General features: G+C 71.3%; 16 protein-coding genes. 12 read left to right on the top strand and 4 right to left on the bottom strand.

The features are described 5' to 3' along the window. Positions 1-185 precede the first annotated feature (185 nt). The gene (locus ACQEVI_RS12770; RefSeq protein WP_432899128.1) at positions 186-1214 is read left to right on the top strand and encodes an ArsR/SmtB family transcription factor; all 1029 of its coding nucleotides are present in this window, start codon (positions 186-188) and stop codon (positions 1212-1214) included. Here the strand turns inward: ACQEVI_RS12770 and ACQEVI_RS12775 are convergent. Further along, positions 1192-3300, bottom strand: a complete 2109-nt coding sequence (locus ACQEVI_RS12775; protein ID WP_432899131.1) for a septum formation family protein — start codon at positions 3298-3300, stop codon at positions 1192-1194. The genes ACQEVI_RS12770 and ACQEVI_RS12775 overlap by 23 nt on opposite strands. 145 nt (positions 3301-3445) lie before the next feature. After that, the gene (locus ACQEVI_RS12780) at positions 3446-4270 is read right to left on the bottom strand and encodes an exodeoxyribonuclease III (RefSeq protein ID WP_432899134.1); all 825 of its coding nucleotides are present in this window, start codon (positions 4268-4270) and stop codon (positions 3446-3448) included. 157 nt (positions 4271-4427) lie between these two features. On the opposite strand from ACQEVI_RS12780, the gene ACQEVI_RS12785 reads away from it, so the two are divergent. From ACQEVI_RS12785 to ACQEVI_RS12835, 11 genes are all read left to right on the top strand, one after another. After that, positions 4428-5699 (top strand): ATP-binding protein, encoded by a 1272-nt coding sequence (locus ACQEVI_RS12785; protein ID WP_432899137.1) that lies wholly within the window; start codon positions 4428-4430, stop codon positions 5697-5699. Positions 5700-5733: 34 nt separating this feature from the next. After that, positions 5734-7251 carry an ABC transporter substrate-binding protein gene (locus ACQEVI_RS12790; RefSeq protein WP_432899140.1) on the top strand — a complete coding sequence of 506 codons (1518 nt, stop codon included), beginning with the start codon at positions 5734-5736 and terminating at the stop codon, positions 7249-7251. Between the two features lie 24 nt (positions 7252-7275). Then, a complete protein-coding gene (locus ACQEVI_RS12795; RefSeq protein WP_432899143.1) occupies positions 7276-8223 on the top strand; it encodes an ABC transporter permease in 948 nt (315 codons plus the stop codon). Beyond that, the gene (locus ACQEVI_RS12800) at positions 8220-10745 is read left to right on the top strand and encodes a dipeptide ABC transporter ATP-binding protein (RefSeq protein ID WP_432899146.1); all 2526 of its coding nucleotides are present in this window, start codon (positions 8220-8222) and stop codon (positions 10743-10745) included. The genes ACQEVI_RS12795 and ACQEVI_RS12800 overlap by 4 nt, the downstream gene beginning before the upstream one ends. Before the next feature lie 105 nt (positions 10746-10850). After that, positions 10851-14279 carry a S8 family serine peptidase gene (locus ACQEVI_RS12805; RefSeq protein WP_432899148.1) on the top strand — a complete coding sequence of 1143 codons (3429 nt, stop codon included), beginning with the start codon at positions 10851-10853 and terminating at the stop codon, positions 14277-14279. Between the two features lie 124 nt (positions 14280-14403). Further along, on the top strand, positions 14404-15012 hold the full coding sequence (locus tag ACQEVI_RS12810) for an RNA polymerase sigma factor (protein WP_432899150.1): 609 nt from the start codon (positions 14404-14406) through the stop codon (positions 15010-15012). Beyond that, positions 15009-16142 carry a hypothetical protein gene (locus ACQEVI_RS12815; protein WP_432899153.1) on the top strand — a complete coding sequence of 378 codons (1134 nt, stop codon included), beginning with the start codon at positions 15009-15011 and terminating at the stop codon, positions 16140-16142. Before ACQEVI_RS12810 ends, ACQEVI_RS12815 begins: the two co-directional genes overlap by 4 nt. 73 nt (positions 16143-16215) lie before the next feature. Beyond that, the gene (locus ACQEVI_RS12820) at positions 16216-16893 is read left to right on the top strand and encodes a hypothetical protein (RefSeq protein WP_432899155.1); all 678 of its coding nucleotides are present in this window, start codon (positions 16216-16218) and stop codon (positions 16891-16893) included. Positions 16894-16960: 67 nt separating this feature from the next. Further along, positions 16961-17218 (top strand): hypothetical protein, encoded by a 258-nt coding sequence (locus ACQEVI_RS12825; RefSeq protein ID WP_432899158.1) that lies wholly within the window; start codon positions 16961-16963, stop codon positions 17216-17218. A 5-nt stretch (positions 17219-17223) separates the two neighbouring features. Then, positions 17224-17577 carry a hypothetical protein gene (locus tag ACQEVI_RS12830; RefSeq protein WP_432899160.1) on the top strand — a complete coding sequence of 118 codons (354 nt, stop codon included), beginning with the start codon at positions 17224-17226 and terminating at the stop codon, positions 17575-17577. A 213-nt stretch (positions 17578-17790) separates the two neighbouring features. Next, entirely contained in the window at positions 17791-18210 is a 420-nt protein-coding gene (locus ACQEVI_RS12835; protein ID WP_432899163.1) for a rhodanese-like domain-containing protein, read from the top strand. 13 nt (positions 18211-18223) lie between these two features. Here ACQEVI_RS12835 and ACQEVI_RS12840 read toward each other — a convergent pair whose 3' ends face one another. Next, positions 18224-18913 carry a response regulator gene (locus ACQEVI_RS12840; protein ID WP_432899166.1) on the bottom strand — a complete coding sequence of 230 codons (690 nt, stop codon included), beginning with the start codon at positions 18911-18913 and terminating at the stop codon, positions 18224-18226. Continuing rightward, complete coding sequence (locus ACQEVI_RS12845) at positions 18910-20271, bottom strand: ATP-binding protein (RefSeq protein WP_432899169.1); 1362 nt, start codon at positions 20269-20271, stop codon at positions 18910-18912. The genes ACQEVI_RS12840 and ACQEVI_RS12845 overlap by 4 nt, the downstream gene beginning before the upstream one ends. Positions 20272-20409 lie beyond the last annotated feature (138 nt).

Raw genomic sequence — 20409 nt, forward strand, 5'->3', positions numbered from 1 at the left:
GCACAGCACCATGTGTCGGTGTTGTGAAGGTGAGCGCTGGCTCGCCCAGAACTTGAATGCTGGGACATCTCTCTGTGTGCGGGGTGAAACTGCGCGCGGAGTGCCGCGTGCGGTCCCGCACGGTCAGGGCGCGCGGGGGCGAGTCGACGGGGCCACGGGAGAAGGCAGACGGTCAAGGAGGTCTGGTGCTGCGGTTCCACTTCACTTCGGATGATCTTGCCCGGGTACGGATCGCTCCGGGCCCGGACCCCATGTGGGAGGTGCTGCTCAGCGCACATGTGGTGAACCAGCCTTCGGGCGCTGTGCTGTTCGGACGCTGGCGGCAGCGTGCACTCTCAGGCTTGCCGCCGGCGGCTCGCATGCTGCTACGGCTGGCCCCGCCGCGGGGCTACTCGCCGGACTTCCTCACGCCGGTCTCCGGCTCCGACAGCTTCGAGACCGGGCTGGACGCGATGTTGTCCACCCCCAGGGCTCGGCTTCGCAAGGACATCGAGGTACTGGCGGGCGAGCAGAGGCCGCCCCTCTGGATGCGTGACCTCGCCGCAGGCTCCGCACCCGCCGTACGTGGGCTCGGCGTCGCCGTGCGTTCCTACTACGAGCATGCGGTAGGTCCGTACTGGAGCGGGATCCGGGCCGCCGTGGACGTCGACCGCGCGGCACGCACCCGTGCCTGGGTGGAGGGCGGGACCGAGAACGCACTGCGGACGCTGCACCCGTCGGTGCGTTGGCAGCATCCGGTCCTGTCGGTGTCGACAACTGCCGAACGGGACATCCACCTGGGCGGCCGTGGCCTGTTGATCATCCCGTCGTACTTCTGCGTCCGGGCCCCGATCACGCTCGCGGACGCCGACCTGCCGCCGGTGCTGCTCTACCCGATCGTGCACGAGCCTGCCGGGCTGGACCGCAGCTTCGAGGTCCGGTCCGACGGCGGACGGCAGCTCACCGCGCTTCTCGGCCGGACCCGAGCGGCGGTGCTGCGAGTGCTCGGCACCGGGGCGACGACCAGCGAGATCGCGAACCGTCTGGCGATCTCGCCGGCGTCGGCGTCGGAGCACGCGACGGTGCTGCGCAACGCCGGCCTGATCGCCAGCGGGCGTGAGCGCAACACCGTGATCCACGCACTGACCCCGCTGGGCCAGACCCTGCTCGACGGCTGCGCCGGACAGGGTCCGGCGGCGACACGGTCTGCTGTTACTGCAGGAGATCCCGTGTGATCGGCTCGGCAGTGGTGGCGAGGCACAGGCCGACCCGGTCACCGTCGCTCCACGACTCCTCGCTGGGGCCCCAGACCACGTAGCTCACCGAGTTCACGAGCTGGCTGGTACGGGCGGTCGGACCGAGCTGCTTGGTGCCGCACACGAGAGCCACGCGCTTGTCCACCTCGTCACGGCCCGGCCAGACGGCGGCGTCGGCGAAGTCCGTGCGGCCCACGACCTGCGCCGTGTGCGAGGCGTCGCAGGGAACGGCGAGCACCTCGGAGACCTCGCCGTCCTCGGGGACGGTCTCCACGCACGAACCGAGCACCAGCTGCAGTGGATGCACCTCGCGCGGCTCCGCGATCATCGCTTCGATCGGCTCCCACTGCTGCTTGCTGACCATGTTCACGACGAGGACGGCCACCGTCACCAGGGCGACGACTGCGACGGCGGCCCCGCCGATCATCGCGAACCGGCGTCGCCTGGCGGCGTCGTCCGCCGCAGTCGGCGGGTGCCAGCCGGCATAGGAGGCCTCGGGCGCATAGCCGTGCACGGCGGGGAACGGGTGCGCGGAACCACCGCGCGGGGAGGGGAACGGCGACGGCGGCTGCAGCTGGATGGTGCCCTGGTCCTGGCGCGAGGCGTCCGGCTGATGCTGCGGCGAGGCCGCGGGCGTCGGGAAGGGGCTCGGCGGCGTGACGGCCGGCGGGACGCGCGTAGCGGGCGGCGCGAAGAGCTCCTCGGTGGGAGCGTCGTCCGCGGCGGCGGGCGTCTCCGGCTCGCTGGAGACCTCCTTCGGGTCCGCGGCAGGCGCGTCAGCAGCGGTCTGGTTCGCGGCCTTCTGCTCGTCGGACGCCTCGGTCTCCCCGGCGACGGTCCGCGGCCCGAGCTCCTTCTTGTGCGCCGCGGCGATCGCGGCGAAGGAGAGCGCCTTGAAGTCGAAGGTCTCGTCCACGGCCGGCGCGGCCGCGCTGTCGGACGGCGTCCCGGGCTCGGCCTTGTCCGTACCGGCAGCCTTGTCGGTAGCAGCAGCCTTCGACGTACCGGCAGCCTTCGACGTGGCGGGCTTGCTGTCGGCTGCGGCGGGCGAGCCAGCCGAGTCAGCTGAGTCGGGCGAGTCAGGTGCGCTGGCCGAGACGGGCACAGCCGACGGGTCTGGCGCATCGGTCGAGCCGTCCGAGCCTGCGTCATCGCGGGAGACGCCGGTGTCGACGCCCGCATCGGTGTCGGCGTCAGCGTCGGGGCTGCTGCCCACCGCGGCCCCGGTGGCGCTGTCGGGCTCCGCTTCGGTCGGCTCCTCAGTCTGCGCAGCGGCCGCAGGTTCCGCGCTCCTGGTGGGCGTCGGTATCGCCTCGACGGGGGAGGTGGGGGGAGCCGCCGGTACCCGCTTCGGCAGTGCGGTGGCGGGCACGACGCCGACATCCTCGGTGCGTGCCGCCTGCTTCGACCCGGTACCTGCCGCAGGCTTGCGGGCAGGTTCCGGAGCAGGCTTGACGTCCACGACGGGCTCCTCCGCTGCGGCAGGCTCCACATCAGCCGCGTCTGCGACGGGCTCGGCGCTCCCGGTGGGCGCAGCGTCTGCAACGGGCTGACGATCCGCGGCCTTCGCCGCAGGTCCAGGGTCCGCGACGTCCGCCGCGGGCGCCACGTCCGCCGCGGGCGCCACGTTCGCGACGGGCTCGACGTCGCTCGGTGCGCTCTCCGCACCAGCCGAGGACTCCGCGTCCGCCGCAGCGGCCGTCGTCTGCCCGTCGGTGGACTCCTCCGCGGTCTCGGCCTCCGCCGAGCCAGTCTCCGCCGAGCCAGTCTCCGCACGCGCAGCATCCCCGGACGAGGCATCCCCGGACTCGGCCGCTGCTACCCCGTCCTGGGCCCCGTCGCCCGCGGGCTCGCTGTTTGCGGTCGACGCATCAGCGGCGTCGGTCCCGCGGTCGTCCGCTCGCTCGGACGCCGCGTCGTCGCCCTCGGAACGGCTGTCGACGACCTTGCCGTTCGACGCGGGATCCCGCTCCGCCTTGTCCGCAGACGCCGTCCCGACAGGATCCGTGGCAGGCACCTTGGCGACTTCAGTGGCGGCCGGAAGGTGGTCGGGCGTCGACGTCATGCAGGTTAACTTACCGACATTCGACGACGACCTTGTCACCAGGACGATGCACGCCTGGAGTGCACCCTCTTTGTGGACAATTTCACCCGCTGATTTCCCCATCGCCGGTGGAACCTCGGCGCCTCCTGCGCCGTGGGCGGGAGGTTCAGTCGGCCAGGTCGACGATCACCGGGACGTGGTCGGAGGCGCCCTTGCCCTTGCGCTCGTCCCGGTCGATGGCGGCACCCGACGCGCGGCCGGCGAGGGCGGTCGACGCCCAGCAGAAGTCGATCCGCAGCCCCTTGTTCCGCGGGAAGGCGAGCTGCTGATAATCCCAGTAGGTGTAGGTGCGCTCCTCCGGGAGGAACGCGCGCGTGAGCTCCGTGTACCCGGCCTTGCCGAAGGCGTCGAACGCGTCCCGCTCCGGCTGGGAGACGTGCGTCTTCCCGGCGAAGTCCGCCACGTCGTACACGTCGGTGTCGAGCGGGATGACGTTCCAGTCACCCATGAGCGCTACGGCGTCGCCGGCGTCCGCCCAGGTCTGTGCGGAGGTGCGCAGCGCCTCCAGCCAGGCCAGCTTGTAGGTGTAGTGGGGGTCGCCGAGCGCGCGGCCGTGGGGTACGTACAGGCTCCATACTCGGACGCCGCCGCAGGTCGCGCCGATCGCCCGCGCCTCGAGCGGCGGGACGACGTCGAGCAGTGGGTCCGGCCCGTCCTCGACGACCGCCTTGGCGAAGCCCGGCTGACCGGGGAACTGGGTGGCGACGTCGGTCAGGCCGACCCGCGACACGATCGCCACACCGTTCCACTGCGACAGCCCGAAGTGCGCCACCTCGTAACCGGCGGCCTCGAACGCCGCGGTCGGGAACTGGTCGTCCCGGCACTTGGTCTCCTGGACGGCCAGGACGTCGGCCTGGGACCGGTCGAGGAAGGCGAGCACGCGGTCGACGCGCGTGCGGATGGAGTTGACGTTCCAGGTGACGAGGCGCACGGGATCAGCGTACGTGGGGTACTCACCGGCCTGTCGCCTGTAGTTGGTGCGCGTGCGGTGGAGTAGGCAGTGCGCATATGGTGTAGTAGATGGTGCGCGTGAGGTGGAGTAGAAGGTGCGCAAATCGTGTAGTGGCTGCTGAGGAGAGAGGCTGTTCGTGACCGTCTACGAGCGTCGGGTGATCGATGACCTGCTCGACGAGGTGCAGCCGCACCTGGAAGCAACCTCGATCTATGGGCCAAAAGGCGTAGGTAAGACAGAAACGGCTCGTCGCCGAGCGAAGTCCGTCCTGCAGCTTGACCAGGAGAGCGGTAGGCAGCGGCTTCTGTCCGACCCTGACCTGCTGCGCACGCTGCCAGGTCCGGTGCTGGTAGATGAGTGGCAGCGCTGGCCCGAGTCCTGGGACCGAGTGCGCCGGGCAGTCGATGACGGCGCTGAGCTCGGGCGCTTTCTGCTCACTGGGAGCTCGGCTCCCCGCGGGGCGAGCGTGCACTCGGGTGCTGGTCGGATCATCGGACTGCGGATGCGCCCGATGAGTCTCTTCGAGCGCGGTGTTGCCAGTCCTTCGGTCAGTCTTGCCGCCATGCTCCGCGGGGAGGCCGAGATCGGCGGTGAGACGGAGGTCGTGCTCGGCGACTACATCGAGGAGATCGTCGCTTCAGGTCTGCCCGGTGTTCGCTCCGCTCCCACCCCGCAGCTCCGTCGGCTCAGGCTTAATACCTACCTCGACAACATTGCTCAGCGGGAGTTCGTGGAGCAGGGGTACCCAGTCCGTCGGCCGGAGGCTCTTCGCGCGTGGCTCGCTGCGTACGCAGCCGCTTTGTCGACCACTGCCAAATACGTCGAGATCCTCGACGCGGCGACACCCAACGAGGGCGACAAGCCGTCGAAGAAGACGACAATCGGATACAGAGACGTGCTCTCCGGACTGTGGCTCCTCGACCCGACTCCCGCATGGATGCCAACCTCGAACCACCTTGCCAGGCTGGGGCAGGCAAGCAAGCACCAGCTTGCCGATCCGGCGCTCGCAGCTCGATTGTTGAACCTGAGTGCAGACGGACTGATGGCTGGACATGGTGACACGGCTGCCATCAATCACGGAGGGATACTCGGCGCGCTCTTCGAGTCCCTGGTGACACTCGATGCGCAGGTCTATGCCCAGAACGTGGAAGCGCGTGTCTATCACCTTCGCGACCGGGACGGCCGCCATGAGGTGGACCTCGTCATCGAGGGTATGGGTAACCGTGTCGTCGCACTGGAGGTCAAGTTGACCGCGACGCCAGATGACCACGACGTCCGCCAGCTCTTGTGGCTCCGTGAGCAGATCGGGGACACCCTTGCTGACATGGCAGTCATCACCACCGGCAAGTACGCCTATCGCCGCCAGGACGGTGTCGCTGTGATTCCCGCCGCACTTCTCGGGCCCTGACCATCGAGAGGTTCACCCCGACTACGCTGGTTTCGTGCAGATCCTCACCAGGCGCCGCGCCGTCGGCGTCGTCGTCGCCCTGACCACCGCGGCGCTGGTCGCGGCCTGCTCGGCAGGTTCCGGCGAGGGCACCGGAGGGGCGCGCACGGACGTCGTCGTCGGCCTGACCGGGGAACCCACCAACCTCGACCTCACGACGACGTCGGGCTCCGCGATCCCGCAGCTGCTGATGAACAACGTGTACGAGGGCCTGGTGACCATCGACCAGGAGGGCGAGGTGCAGCCGCAGCTCGCCGAGTCGTGGGAGGTCAACGGGGACCGCACCGTCTACACGTTCACGCTGCACGAGGGTGTGCGGTTCTCCGACGGCTCGCCCTTCACCGCGGACGACGTCGTGGCGTCGATCGGCCGGGTCCAGGACGACTGGACGCTGAGCCTCAGGTCCAAGATGGACGTCGTGCGGGAGGCCGAGGCGACGAGCGACACCGAGGTCGCCGTCACCCTGAAGCACCCGAGCAACTCCTGGCTGTTCGACATGGGCACGTCGGTAGGTGCCATGTTCCCCGACGACCTGTCCGCCGACCTGGCGACGGAGACCGTCGGCACCGGCCCCTACACGGTCGAGGAGGTCGCTCCCGGCGACCACATCACGCTCGCCGCCCGCGAGGACTACTGGGGCGAGGCGCCGGCGATCCAGGACGTCACCGTCCGCTACTTCGCCGATGCGAACGCCCAGGCCAACGCCGTCCGCGCCGGTGACATCGACATGGCGTACAACATGCAGGCCCCCGATCTGCTGGCCGGCCTCGAGCAGGACGAGGACCTGCAGGTCATCGACGGCACGTCGACGGGCGAGGTCCTGCTCGCGCTGAACAACACCGAACCGCCGTTCGACGACCTGCGGGTGCGCCGCGCGGTCATGCACGCGATCGACCGCAAGGCGGTGCTCGACACCGCGTGGGCGGGGCACGGCGAACTCATCGGCTCGATGGTGCCGCCCACCGACCCGTACTACCAGGACCTGACCGACTCCTACCCGTACGACCCGGACCGGGCCCGCGAGCTGCTGGCGGAGGCCGGCGCCGAGGACCTGAGCATCACGTTCGACGTCCCGACCCGGCCCTACGCGGAGGCGGTCGCCCAGGTGGTCGTGTCACAGCTCAAGGACGTCGGCATCGACGCGAAGATCGTCCCCGCGGAGTTCCCCGCCGTCTGGCTGGACAAGGTGTTCACCGAGCACGACTACCAGATGTCCGTGATCCTCCACACCGAGGCCCGGGACATGCTGACGATCTTCGGCGACCCGGACTACTACATCGGGTACGACAACCCCCGGGTCACCGCGGTCGCGGAGGAGGCCGACCGGAGCAGCCCGGACCAGTACGTCGCGGGGATGCAGGAGGTCGCCCGGATGATCGTCGACGACGCCGCGAGCGACCCGCTCTTCCTCTTTCCCAACACGGTGGTGGCCGACGCCGGACTGGCGGGCATCGCCGCGAACGCGACCACCGAGTCGATGGACCTGACCGGCCTGCGCTGGTCCGACAGCTGACCCGGCCGCCGCCGGACACCGCACGTGGCCAGACAAATCGCCTCGCACGTCGCCCAGCTCGTCGCCACGCTCCTGGTGGCGACGGCGGCGATCTTCGTGCTGCTGCGGGTGCTGCCCGGCGACCCAGCCGTCGTCGCGCTCGGGATCGAGGCGTCCCCCGAGGCGCTCGTGGCCTGGCGGGCCGAGCACGGCACCGACAGGCCGCTTCTGTCCCAGTACCTCGAGTGGATGGGCGGCCTGCTCACGGGGAACCTCGGCACGAGCTACGTGACGTCGCAGGACCTCACGCCCCTGGTCGCCGACCGGGTGCAGGTGACGGGCATCCTCGTGCTGCTCGGCATGCTGATCGCCCTGGTGGTGGCGGTGCCCGTGGGCACGCTGGCCGCCGTCTGGCACCGGAACGAGGGTGGCGTGGCGCTGTCCGCGATGAGCCAGGTGGGTGTGGCGGTGCCGAACTTTCTGGTCGGCGTGCTGCTCGTGGCGCTGTTCGCGGTGCGGCTCGGCTGGCTGCCTTCGGGCGGGTGGGTGGCGCCCGTCGAGGGGTTCGGTGAGTTCTGGCGCCACGTGCTGCTGCCCGCCGTCGCGCTGGGCTCCGTGCAGGCCGCGATCATCACGCGGTACGTACGCAGCGCCGTCCTGGAGATCATGCGCGAGGACTTCCTGCGGACCGCCCGCGCCAAGGGACTCACGTTCACCGGCGCGCTGGTGCGGCACGGGCTGCGGAACGCCGGCGTGCCGATCGTGACCGTGGTGGGCGTGCAGATCGCGTCGATGCTGATCGGCGCCGTCGTGATCGAGCGGGTCTTCGCCGTGCCCGGCCTCGGCAGCCTGCTGCTCGACTCGGTGGGCAACCGTGACCTGCTCGCAGTGCAGTCGATAGTGGCGGTGCTCGTCGTGCTCGTGGTGCTGCTGAACTTCCTGGTCGACCTCGCCTACACCCTGCTGGACCCCCGGCTCAGGAGGGCGTCATGACCGGCCCGGTCCGCCGCGCACGCGTGCACCCCCAGCTCGTGATCGGTGCGGTGCTGGTCGGGCTGGTCGTCGTCACGGCCCTGGTCTCCCTCGTCTGGACGCCGTACGACCCCGAGCATGCCGGCGCCGAACGCCTCCTCCCGCCAGGGGCCGGGCACTGGCTCGGTACCGACCGGTTCGGCCGCGACGTGCTCTCGCAGGTCATGGCGGGCGCGCAGATCACCCTGCTGGTCGGCCTGGTGGCGGTGGGCATCGCGGCGGTGGTCGGCGTGCCGCTCGGCGTGCTCGCGGGAATGCGCGGCGGGCGGCTCGGCGCCCTCCTCATGCGGGGCGGCGACATCCTCCTCGCCTTCCCCGGGCTCCTGCTCGCGATAGTTCTCGGCGCCGTCTACGGCGCGGGCACCGTGACGGCGATGGTCGCGCTCGGCATCGGCTCGATCCCCGCCTTCGCCCGCGTCGCCCGCGGCGGGACGCTGCAGGTCGTGCGGTCCGACTACGTGCTCGCCGCCCGGGCCGCGAACCGCGGCGAGCTCGCCATCGCCGCACGGCACGTGCTGCCCAACATCGGCGGCATGGTGATGGTGCAGTGCTCCGTGAACTTCGCGATCGCCGTGCTCGCCGAGGCAGGGCTGTCCTTCCTCGGCCTGGGCACACCCCCGCCGACGCCGTCGTGGGGCCGCATGCTGCAGGAGTCCCAGCAGTTCCTCGGCGTCGCCGACCACCTCGCGATGGTGCCCGGCGTCGCGATAGCGGTGGCGGTGCTCGGGTTCAACCTGCTGGGCGACGGCCTGCGCGACGTCTTCGACCCCCGCCTCTCCGCCGTCGACCCCGGATCGTCGGTCGAGCCTGCCCGTCCGGTGGTCGAGCCTGTCGAGACCCCCCGACCGCACGACGAGCCCCAGCAACCCGCCGCCCTCGACATCCGCGACCTCACGGTCCGTACCAGCAGCGGCCGCCCGCTCCTCTCCGAGGTCTCCCTCCGGGTCGCCCCCGGCGAGCGCGTCGGCCTGATCGGCGAGTCCGGATCGGGCAAGACCATGACGGCGCTCGCGGCGCTGGGCCTGCTGCCCGACGGCGTCGCGGCCGCCGGTCAGGTGCGACTCGCCGGCGTGCCCGGGAACCTGCTGGAGCGGGGCGAGCAAGCCATGGCCCGGCTGCGCGGCGAGGCGGCGTCGATGGTCTTCCAGGAGCCGATGACAGCGCTGAACCCGCTGATGCGGGTGGGCCGCCAGGTCGCCGAGGCGATGACGCTGCACGGGACGACGAGCCGGACGGCGACGCGGCGCGCCGGCGAGCTGCTGGCCGAGGTGGGACTGCCGGAGGGCGCCGCCGGGCGCTACCCGCACGAGCTGTCCGGCGGGCAGCGCCAGCGGGTGGGACTGGCGATGGCGCTGGCCAACGACCCGGCCGTGCTCGTGGCGGACGAGCCGACGACGGCCCTCGACGTCACCGTGCAGCGCCAGGTGCTGGACCTGATGGTGCGGCTCGTCGAGGACCGGGGTGCGGGGCTGCTGTTCATCACGCACGACCTGGCGGTGGTGTCCCAGGTCTGCGAGCGGGTGGTGGTGCTGCTCGAGGGTGTGGTGGTCGAGGAAGGCCCCGTCGCCGAGGTGTTCGCGCACCCGCGGCACGAGTACACGAAGCGGCTGCTGGCGGCGTCGGCCCTGGAGCCGCGGCGGTCGGCCGCACCCCAGGAGGCCCGGCAACCGCTGATCCGCGTCGCGGACGTGACCCGTACCTATCCGAGCCGCGGCGAGGTGGTGCACGCGCTGCGGGGTGTCTCGCTGGAGGTCCAGGAGGGGCAGCGGTTCGGGATAGTGGGCGAGTCCGGTTCGGGCAAGTCGACCCTGCTGCGGATCGTGGCGGGGCTGGACCGGCCGACGTCCGGGCACGTGACGAGTGCCGGGGTGCGGATCGGCGCGGACGGGGTCTCGGCAGGCTCGACCGGTGGTGCGGCTGCGGGGGCCGGGCTGGGCGGCCTGCGTGCGGCCCTGCAGGTCGTCTTCCAGGACCCGTACGGCTCGCTCGACCCCCGCATGACGGTGGGCGACATCGTGGCGGAGCCGCTCCTCAACCCCGCGAACGTCCGGGCCGGTGGCCCGCGGACGGCAGCTGCCCGGCGGGACGTGGTGCGGGAGATGCTGGACGCCGTCGGCCTGCCGCTCGACGCGACCGAGCGGTACCCGCACCAGTTCTCGGGCGGGCAGCGCCAGCGCATCGCCATCGCGCGGGCGCTCGTGTGCAGGCCGCGCATCCTCGTGGCGGACGAGCCGGTCAGCGCGCTCGACGTCTCCGTCCGGCGGCAGGTCCTGGACCTGCTCGCGCGGCTCGCGGACGAGCACGACCTGACACTTCTGCTCGTGTCGCACGACCTGGGCGTGGTGCGGCACGTCTGCGACCACGTGGCGGTGATGCGCGACGGCCTGATCGTGGAGCAGGGTCCCACCGCCGAGGTCTACGACACCCCGCAGCACGAGTACACGCGCCGCCTCCGCGACGCGACGCCCCTCCTGGTGCGCTGAGCAGGCACAACGCCGAATCTTTCGCCCAACCTTCTGTGCTCCTCGCGCGTTGTCCCCCGTGAGGTGGCATTTCATGCCGCCGGCTTCTCACGAAGGAGACAGCAGATGCGTGCCAGAACAGGCGCAGCAGCGGCGGCGTTCGCCGTAGCGGTCGCGATGGGGGCGGGGGTACCGGCGTGGACGCTCGGCGCCGCCGCGGCGGGAGCGGACGGTGACGGCGCTGCCGTCGAGCCCGCGGCACTGACGGGGCCGGGCACCCCGACCACCGCGTCCGTCACCCTGATCACCGGGGACCGGGTCACGCTCACCCGGCATGCCGACGGGCGCAGCTCGGCGGCCGTCACGCCAGGCGAGGGACGCGAGGGCATGGCCTTCCAGCGGATCACCGAGGGCGACCGGCTGTACGTGATCCCCGCCGACGTCGCGGGCCTCGTGCCCGACCGGGTGGACCGTGCGCTGTTCAACGTCTCGGGCCTGGTCGCGGCCGGGTACGACGACGCGCACCGGGACACCGTCCCGGTCATCGTGCAGGACGCCGCCGTGGCGCAGGAAGCAGTCGCGGGGCGGGACGCGTCCCTCGCGGGGGACCCGAGGCCGAGCGAGCGCAGGGCGCAGGACCGGCCGCAGCCCGACTGGGCGGCGCTCGGCCTGGAGCCGGAGCGGACGCTCGAGTCGGCCGGGGCGATCTCCGCGGACCTGGACCGCGCGGCCGCCGCCGACCTGCTCGCCGGACTGCGGCGCGACACGACGAGGGCGGCAGCCCGCTCGGCCGCACCCGAGGTCAAGGTGTGGCTGGACGCACCCGTCCAGGCGCTCGACGAGGACTCGATGCCCCAGATCGGCGCCCCCGCGGCCTGGGAAGCGGGCTACACCGGGGAGGGCGTGACGGTGGCGGTGCTCGACTCGGGCCTCGACCGCACCCACCCGGACCTGGACGACGTCGTGGTCGGGGCCAAGGACTTCACCGGCTCCGGGAACACCAACGACCTCTACGGCCACGGCACGCACGTGGCCTCGATCACGCTGGGCTCCGGCGACGCGTCGGACGGCACGAACCGTGGCGTCGCGCCGGGGGCCGACCTGCTCGTCGGCAAGGTGCTCGACGAGTTCGGCGGCGGCGAGATGTCGTCGGTCGTCGACGGCATGGAGTGGGCCGCAGGCAAGGGCGCCGACGTCGTGAACATGAGCCTCGGCGAGTTCGAGAACTACACGGACGGCACCGACCCGACCTCCGTGGCCCTCGACACGCTGACTGCCCGGCACGGGACCCTCTTCGTCGTCGCGGCAGGCAACGACGGCGAGTACGGGACGGTGGCCACCCCCGGGGCGGCGAGCTCCGCCCTGACGGTGGGCGCCGTGGACGACGCCGACGACGTCGCCACCTTCTCCAGCCGCGGCCCGCGAGCGCTCGACCAGGCGATCAAGCCGGACGTCACCGCGCCGGGAGTCGAGATCGTCGCGGCACGCGCCGTCGGCACGAAGCCGGAGTCGGGGACGGGCGAGTACGTCGCCTGGAGCGGTACGTCGATGGCGGCTCCGCACGTGGCGGGCGCGGCGGCGGTCCTCAAGCAGGCCCGCCCCGACCTGTCGGCGCAGCAGCTCAAGGCAGTGCTCATGGGCTCTGCCCAGCACACGAGCGGTGGCGTGTTCGACGAGGGTGCCGGGCGCATCTACCTGCCCGCAGCGCTGGAGCTGCCGGTCCTGGCGTCTCCCGCCTCGCTGTCGTTCGGTGGGCTGGAGTTTCCGCAGAAGGGCAAGGTGACGCGGACGCTCACCTATGAGAACGGCACCGACACGGCGATCACCCTCGACCTCGCGGTCACGGCGACCCGCCAGGACGGCAAGCCCCTGCCGGCGCGGGCCGTGCGGCTCAGCTCGAGCACGCTGACCGTCCCGGCGCAGGGCACCGCGACCGTCGACGTCCGGGTGGACACGACGGTCGGCGCCGTCGAGCGCCGCTACTCGGGCGCCGTCACCGCTACCGGACCGGACGGCCAGGAGATCCGTACTCCGCTCGGCTACTACAAGGAGCCCGACCTGGCGGACCTCGACATCGACGCGGTCGGGCGCGACGGCAAGCCGCACGCCGGTTCGTCCACCGTCCGCATCGTGAACGTCGACGACCCCGCCCTGTTCAGCGAGCACCTGGAGATCGGCGCCGAGGGCGTCGACCTGCGGGTCCCGCCGGGCAAGTACTCGGTCACGGGCTTCCTGTGGACGGCAGACGAGGAGTTCGTCGTGTCCGAGGCGATCGCCGTGCTGCACCCCGAGATCGAGGTGGCCGACGACACGGCGCTGGTCCTCGACGCGCGGAAGGCACGGGAACTGACGGCCACCACCGAGCGGCCCGCGGACCTCACCTGGCTCGCGCTGGACGACACCCGGACCGCGGCCGACGGCGAACCCTACGGTTTCGGGATGGTGGTCACCGCCGGAGCGAAGGTCTACGCGACGCCCACCACGGCTGCGGTCACCATCGGTGAGCACGACCTGCAGACACACTTCGTCCTGACCGGACCGTCGAGCGCGAGCCGTGCGCCGTCGTACACCTATGACCTCCTGTACGCGCAGGAGGTGGTGGACACGTTCAAGTTCCGGGCGACGGGGCGGAACACCGCGGCGATCACCACCGGTTACGCGGCGCTCGGCGCGGACCACCGGAACGCGAGCGCCCGGGTCGGCTTCGCGGCCGATCATCTCTGGGGCTCGGCGGTGGCCAGCCCGGTCGCGACCGCTGGCCGGCGTACGGAGTACGTGAGCGCGAACGGCGTCGCGTGGGGCCACGAGGTCTACGCGGGCGCGGAGGAGGCCGACCAGGGCTACTTCAAGAGCGAGCCCCGGGAGTACGCGCCGCGGGAGAAGGCGCGGACGACCGTCGGTGGCGCGGTGCTGAGCACCCGGCTCGGCGAGGGATCGATCACCACCGCGGGGCGCACGCTCGCCCTCGGCCTCACCCCCTGGAGCGACGCGGGCAGGCATCCGTTCGAGCCGTTCGGCGGGGACACCACGCGGCTCCGCGTCTGGCAGGACGGCGCCGCCGTCGCCGACAACACCTACCCGTCGGCGCGGGTGCCTATCCCCGCCGGGGGCGCCGACCACCGTGTGATGCTCAGTGCGGCGCAGGAGGCGCCCTGGTGGGGCAGGTCCACGCAGGTGCGCACGGAGTGGAACTTCCACACCGCGCCGGGCGGCTCCGCTGCCGAGCCGGTACACCTGCCGGCCCTCGACGTCGCCTACGCGGTCAAGGGCACGGACCTGAGGAACGAGGCGCCGCGGCGGACCACCGCCACGGTGACCGTCGGCCACCAGGCGGGCAGCACCGGGAGCAAGGTCACCGGGGCGAGCCTGTGGTGGTCGGCCGACGACGGCGCGACCTGGCAGAAGGCCACGCTGCGCCGCACCGCTAAGGGCGTCTACACCGCGGGCCTCGACGTACCGGCCGGCACCGAGCACGTCTCGGTCCGCGTCAGCGCGAAGGACAAGTCGGGCGGCACCGTCCAGCAGACGGTGATCCGGGCGTACGGCGTCCGCTGACACCGGCCCCAGATGTCAGACCCACAGGTCACTCCGGTGACCTGTGGGCCTGACACGTCGCGGGCTGAGGGTGAGATCGTCAGGGTGCTTGTTACCCCGACGCCCGAGCGGACATTGCAGAGACGTGACGACCATACGAAGTCTGTCCGACGGCGATCCCCCGTCGGACGAGGACCGGATCAGCGAGCTCTGGCGCTCCTACGCATGGCGAGTACAGGCATATGCCCTGCGGCACGTGGATCCGCACGACGCGCAGGAGGTGGTGTCCGAGACCTTCCTCGTCGCGTGGCGTCGCCTTGCCGGCGTGCCCGGCGACCCTCTGCCCTGGCTCCTGGTCGTGGCGCGCAACGTGGTGCGCAACCAGCGCCGTGCCGCCCGACGGCGGAGCGCGGTCGAGGAACAGCTCGTCCGGCTGGAGCGTGTTGCACGCGTGACGGAGGACACCGTGCTGACGGTGAGCCGGCGCGACGCGCTGATCTCGGCACTTCTCGGGCTTCCACCGAAGGACCGCGAGGCGCTGCTCCTCACGGGGTGGGACGGGCTCGCGCCGAAGGATGCGGCACGGGTGGCCGGATGCTCCGTGGCCGCCTTCAAGATGCGGCTGTCACGGGCGCGTCGTCGGCTTGATTCGGCGAGCGCCGTCCTTCCCGACCTGCCGATGCCCCGCGGGGAAGAGTCCTCGTCCGCGCCGATCGACACAGCTGCTGACCGAACCGCGAGGAGGACCCGATGAACCGCACGTCGGACAACGAGCTGCGCGAGCTGGCACCGACCGGTCCGGTGGATGCCGCAGGGCTGGAGGCCGCGCGGGCGGCCCTTGAGCGAGGCCTGCGCACCGAGCGGACGGCCCTCGCGTTCCCGCTGCACGGCGGGGCACGTCCTGATACGTCGCGTCCACGCCGCGCTGGGGCCGGGGGTAGGGCCCTCGTCGCGCTGACGGCTGGTGTGCTGCTGGTCGTGGCCGGCGTTGTCGGCGCGGTCCTGGTCAGGGATGTCGATCAGCCGGTCGGCGCACCCGACCCCCGCATGCCGCAGGCGTCGCCGTTGGTAAGGCCCGGGGAGGAGTCGACCGCGCACTGTGACGACTCGAACATGAGTGCCGACTCGACCGAGGAGATCCCTTCGTCGGAGTGGCGAGGCCTCATAGATTCCGGCTGGACCTTGCCTGATGTTCCGGTGACCGCACCGCCGACGCTGCAGGGCGCACCGTCGGAGTGCGCGGGAGCTGTCGCGTCCGCGGTCTTCGCTGACCCGGCCGACGACCGAGCCGTCGTCGTGTACGAAAGGCTGCCGGGCCCTCTTCCGCCTACCCCCGGCACGTCCCTGGTCGAAGCAGAGGTGGGAACCACGGGCTCTGGGGACCACCACCTGACGTGGACCGACGAGAGCGGCTACCCGTGGTACGCCGAGGCCGGCGGGGTCTCGGTCGAGGAGTTCCGGGCCATCCTGAACAGTCTCGACTACGGCGAGGATGGCTCGGTGACGGGTCCGGTGCCCGACGGGTTCGAGAGGGTGGAGTCTCCGGAGACCGAGCCAGGGACGACGCTGTACCTCTGGAGGATGTGGCACGACGAGAACTCGCCGTACCTGTGGGCGTGGTGGCCCGTCACGACTCCCATCGAGGCGGCGATCGCCGACGGGCGTGACTACAGGGCGGTCGCGTTCGACGGGGGAATTGCCCTGTACAGCGGGGGCATACCGGGTGTGTCAGGCAACCCCCCGAGCCTTCGGTGGGAGAAGGACGGTGTTCGCTACTGGCTCTCGGACTCCGGGGCGGACCTGGAGACGCTCAAGGCGCGAGCGCGTTCCGTGAGGCCACTCGAGCTCGACAGCCCGGAGCTGCGGCCCTTCCTCAACCGTTGAGTTCCGAGTCAGGCCCACAGGTCACTTCGTTGACCTGTGGGTCTGATCCGTACCCGTGTAGCCTCTGCGCGACATGAGCGAGCAGACAACCAGCGGCGACGACGATCTCGCGGGGCTCGACGACGCCGCGCGCCGCGCGATCACGCGGACCGGGAAGGCGCCGATCCGCGTGATCTTCGTGCCCGGGCTCGGCGACCGGCTGCCACCCCTGGTGCACCTCCAGCGCGAGGCGCTGCGCACCTGGCGTGCGCTCGGCGTGCGCACCACGATGTTCCGCGTCCGCTGGTCCTCGGACGCCTCGTTCCAGGACCGCCTGGACCGCCTGGACGAGATGATCGAGCGCTATGAGCAGCGCGGCGAGCGCGTGGCACTCATGGGTGCGTCCGCCGGCGCGGGTGCGGTTCTCGCGGCCTACGCCCGACGGCGCTCGGTGGTCGCCGTCATCATCATCGCCGGGAAGTTCCTCGAACCCGAGGACATCATCAAGCCGGTCCTCGTGCGCAACGCGCCCTTCGCGCAGTCGCTGTCGACGGTGCCGAAGCTTCTGGAAGAACTGGGCCCGGACGACCGGGCGAAGATCCTCAGCCTGCGGTCGGCCAGGGACGGCGTGGTCGACGACGAGGACACGCTGCTGGAGGGTGCGGTCAACGAGACGATGCGCGTCGTGGGCCACGTGATCGCCATCGGCTACGCGCTCATGTTCCGGGCGCGCCGGGTCGTCCGGTTCCTGCGCGAGGCCATGACGGACTGAGGCGTCATCGACCATAGGATGACAAGTTCAACTTGGCATGTTGCAGTTGCCAACTTAGGCTTGTAATATGAGTACGGAACTGGTCATCATCGACAGCGCACGCAAGCGCGGCTATGCCGACGAGGACCTTCTGCACGTGATCGCGAAAGCGATCCGTGTGATCGTGCAGTCGGACGGAATGACCATGTACATCGGTCCGGACAGAGCCGGGCGGATCATGGAGGTGGGCACCATCCAGCGCAACGGGCGCGAGATCGTCGCGCACGCGATGTACCCAGCGCGGGAAAAGTACCTCGCGGAGAAGCCGCGGCGACGCAGGAGGTGAAACCTATGTCTGAACTTACGCCCAAGGAGCTCGCCGAGATCGAGCGCCGCTTCGAGAATTTCGACATCGACACGGCCGAGGTCTATGACGTCGGAGCCGACGAACTGCCGCCTCAGGTAGTGCTCACCCGCGCCATGGCGGAGCGCGAACTCCTGCTGCGGCAGGCCGACGAGGTGATGCACGATGCGATAGGTGCGGCCCGTGCAGCAAAGCTTTCGTGGCACAAGATCGGCATGGTGCTTGGCACGACGGGTGAGGCTGCCCGGCAGCGTTACACCAAGCACAGCAGCGGCCCGGACACGACCCGCCTGAAGAACGGCGGCAGCGCCCGCCCGACGAAGGACCGTCTCAGCGCCTGACCAGGGGTGGCTTGGAACTGCCGCCAGGGTCGTCCGCATGACTGCGTTGGGCTCAGGACTGGCTCGACACCGGTGACATCTGCTACCCGCGCTCGCCGCCGACGCGCCCGGCGTGACCAGGGACCCTCGGAGTAGCGCGGCTTACGGACGCTTCAGAGAGTGTGGGGACGCGCCCCCTTGTCGCCGACACCCTGGGATCCGCACACTCTGGCTATGACGACCTCCCAGGACACCTCCGCCGCAGTCGCGCACTTCGCCGGGCGGCTCGCCTTCGAGACCGACGTCAGCGACGTCCACTCCGCGCTGGCCGCGGGTACCCCGTTCACCCTGGTCGACGTCCGGTCTCCGGAGTCCTGGAACCAGGGCCACATCCCCGGCGCGGTGCACCTGCCTGGTGGCAAGGTGCGCCTGCGCGCGGAGCAGTCCATCGATCGAGGGAAGCCCGTCGTCGTGTACTGCTGGGGCCCGGCCTGCAACGGGGCGACCAAGGCCGCGCTCGAGTTCGCCAAGCTCGGCTACGAGGTCAAGGAGATGATCGGCGGCTTCGAGTACCGGGTCCGCGAGGGCTTCGCGTACGACACGGCGACCGGCCAGGTCCATCCGACCCCGGACCCGCTGACCGCTCCGGTCTGATGGTTCGCGGAGGTCACGTCGGGCGGTAGCGGTTCTCCGGACGGCCCGTCGAGCCGTATCGGGGGCTGACCTGCGCGTGCCCTTCAGCGACCAGGTGCTCCAGGTAGCGGCGGGCGCTGACCCGCGACATGCCGACCGACTCGGCGACCTCGGCCGCCGACGCGTCCTCCGCCGTGCCGCACAGCCGGCCGAGAGCCTCCTGGACCAGGGTCCGGCTCCGCTCGGAGAGCCCCTTGGGCGGCAGGGTGGTGGCGGTCCGCGGCCCGGCCAGGAGCTGGTCCACCTCGTCCTGGTCGAGGGTGGTCTGGGCGCGGCGTACGTCCTCGCGCCGCTGCCACACCTCGTCGAGCCGCTCGCGCAGCGCGGCGGACGTGAACGGCTTGACCAGGTAGGCGACGACGCCCCCGGCCATCGCCTGCCGCACGCTGTCCAGCTCGCGTGCGGCGGTGGTGGCGACGACGTCGACGGGCGGGCCGGGCAGCAGCCGCAGCCGTCGGAGCACGTCGAGCCCGCCGATGTCCGGCAGGTGCAGGTCGAGCAGGATCAGGTCGGGGCGCAGGGCGGACGCCAGCTGCAGCGCGTCGGCGCCGTTCCGGGCCTCGCCCACCACGACGAACCGCGGGTGGCTCTCCACGAACCCCCGGTGCACGACGGCGACCGCGGGGTCGTCCTCGACGACCAGCGTCCGTGCCTGCTCGGTCATGATGTCGTCTCCCTGGTTCCCGCGGCGGCCGGGGTGCGCTCGGCCTCCGCCGACGCTGACGCCCTAGACCCCGACGCCCCCGACGCGGGCAACGGCAGCTCGACGGTGATCCGCGCCCCGCCGAGGTCGCCGGTGCCGATGACCGCCTCGCCGTCGCGCCGGTCCACCACACGCCGGACCAGCGCCAGGCCGATGCCGCGGCTGTGCTCGCGGTCACCACGCACCTTCGTGGAGAAGCCTGCCTTGAACACCTGGTGGTGCAGGGTGGCGGGGATCCCGGGGCCGTCGTCGTCCACCTGGAGGCACAGGAGATCGTCGTCGACCTGCAGCAGCACGCGGACCCGGCCCTCCGGGCCGACTGCGTCGACCGCGTTGTCGATGAGGTTCCCGAGCACGACGAGCACGTCCGTGTGCAGGGACGAGGCCTCCGGCGTGGTGGGCGGGTCGAGCGCCGACGCGTCGTCGACGTCGAGGGTCACCCCCCGCTCCCGTGCCGTGATCGTCTTGACCAGGAGCAGCGCCGCGAGCTCGGGGGACCGCACGCCCGGCGCCACGGCGGACGAGGTGAGCAGCCCGCCGTAGCCCGACCGCTCGATGAACGCGACCGCCTCCTCGGTGCGGCCCAGCTCCAGCAGCCCGGAGATCACGTGCACGGTGTTGGCGAACTCGTGCGACTGGGAGCGCAGCGCGTCGGTGAGGCCGCGGGTCTCCAGGAGCCCCGCGATGTCCTCCGGCTCGAGCAGGTAGATCCGGCGGCGGACGAGGCGGGTCACCCAGGCCGCGCACAGCACGCCGATCGCCGCGGCGACCGCGAGCGTCCCGAGCAGCCAGCCGCGGTCGTCGTTCAGCTCGGCGCGCAGCTCGGACTCGAGGATGCCGACGCTGGCGGAGCCGATGACGAGGGCGGGAGCGGCGTCGTCGGCGGCGTGGCCGAAGACCGGCACCTTGACGCGCCAGGACGTGCCGAGCGTCCCGGTCTGGGTGCCGGTCCACACGTGCCCGGACAGCGGTACGGAGGGGTCGGTGGAGACGCGCCGCCCGATCTGCTCGGGGTCGGGGTGGGAGTAGCGGACGCCGTTCTCGTCGGTGACGACCACGTAGGTCACCTCCGAGGCCTCGCGGATGACCTCGGCGATCGGCTGGATCGTGGCGGACGGGTCCTTGTCGTCGTACGCGTCGAGGATGGCGGGCAGGTGCGCGACCGACTGCGCCACCCCGGTCATCCGGTCGACGTAGGCATCACGGAGCTGGCGCTCCTGCAGGGTGGACGCCACGAGACCGGTGGTGCAGACGAGCACGAGCACTATGACGACCTGCAGCATCAGCAGCTGTGCTCGGAGCGTCATCGCTCTTCTCACGGACGCCAGTGTGCACCGGGTGGCGGCAGGTGCGGTAGCCGAGGGGCTGTGAACAAAACGACCACAACCTTCGTTGCGACCACAACCCGGCCCGCCGAGGGGGTGCTCCCTACGCTCACGCCGAGGTGAGCCGAGCAC

Origin of the sequence: Promicromonospora sp. CA-289599 (assembly GCF_050936155.1) — a bacterium.
Taxonomy (GTDB): Bacteria; Actinomycetota; Actinomycetes; order Actinomycetales; family Cellulomonadaceae; genus Promicromonospora.

Bases quoted from the DNA above. Each gene is read 5' to 3' on its own strand.
- ACQEVI_RS12805 (WP_432899148.1), top strand. From the start codon at position 10,851: ATGCGTGCCAGAACAGGCGCAGCAGCGGCGGCGTTCGCCGTAGCGGTC.
- ACQEVI_RS12825 (WP_432899158.1), top strand. From the start codon at position 16,961: ATGAGTACGGAACTGGTCATCATCGACAGCGCACGCAAGCGCGGCTAT.
- ACQEVI_RS12840 (WP_432899166.1), bottom strand. From the start codon at position 18,913: ATGACCGAGCAGGCACGGACGCTGGTCGTCGAGGACGACCCCGCGGTC.
- ACQEVI_RS12815 (WP_432899153.1), top strand. From the start codon at position 15,009: ATGAACCGCACGTCGGACAACGAGCTGCGCGAGCTGGCACCGACCGGT.
- ACQEVI_RS12775 (WP_432899131.1), bottom strand. From the start codon at position 3,300: ATGACGTCGACGCCCGACCACCTTCCGGCCGCCACTGAAGTCGCCAAG.
- ACQEVI_RS12800 (WP_432899146.1), top strand. From the start codon at position 8,220: ATGACCGGCCCGGTCCGCCGCGCACGCGTGCACCCCCAGCTCGTGATC.
- ACQEVI_RS12830 (WP_432899160.1), top strand. From the start codon at position 17,224: ATGTCTGAACTTACGCCCAAGGAGCTCGCCGAGATCGAGCGCCGCTTC.
- ACQEVI_RS12835 (WP_432899163.1), top strand. From the start codon at position 17,791: ATGACGACCTCCCAGGACACCTCCGCCGCAGTCGCGCACTTCGCCGGG.
- ACQEVI_RS12820 (WP_432899155.1), top strand. From the start codon at position 16,216: ATGAGCGAGCAGACAACCAGCGGCGACGACGATCTCGCGGGGCTCGAC.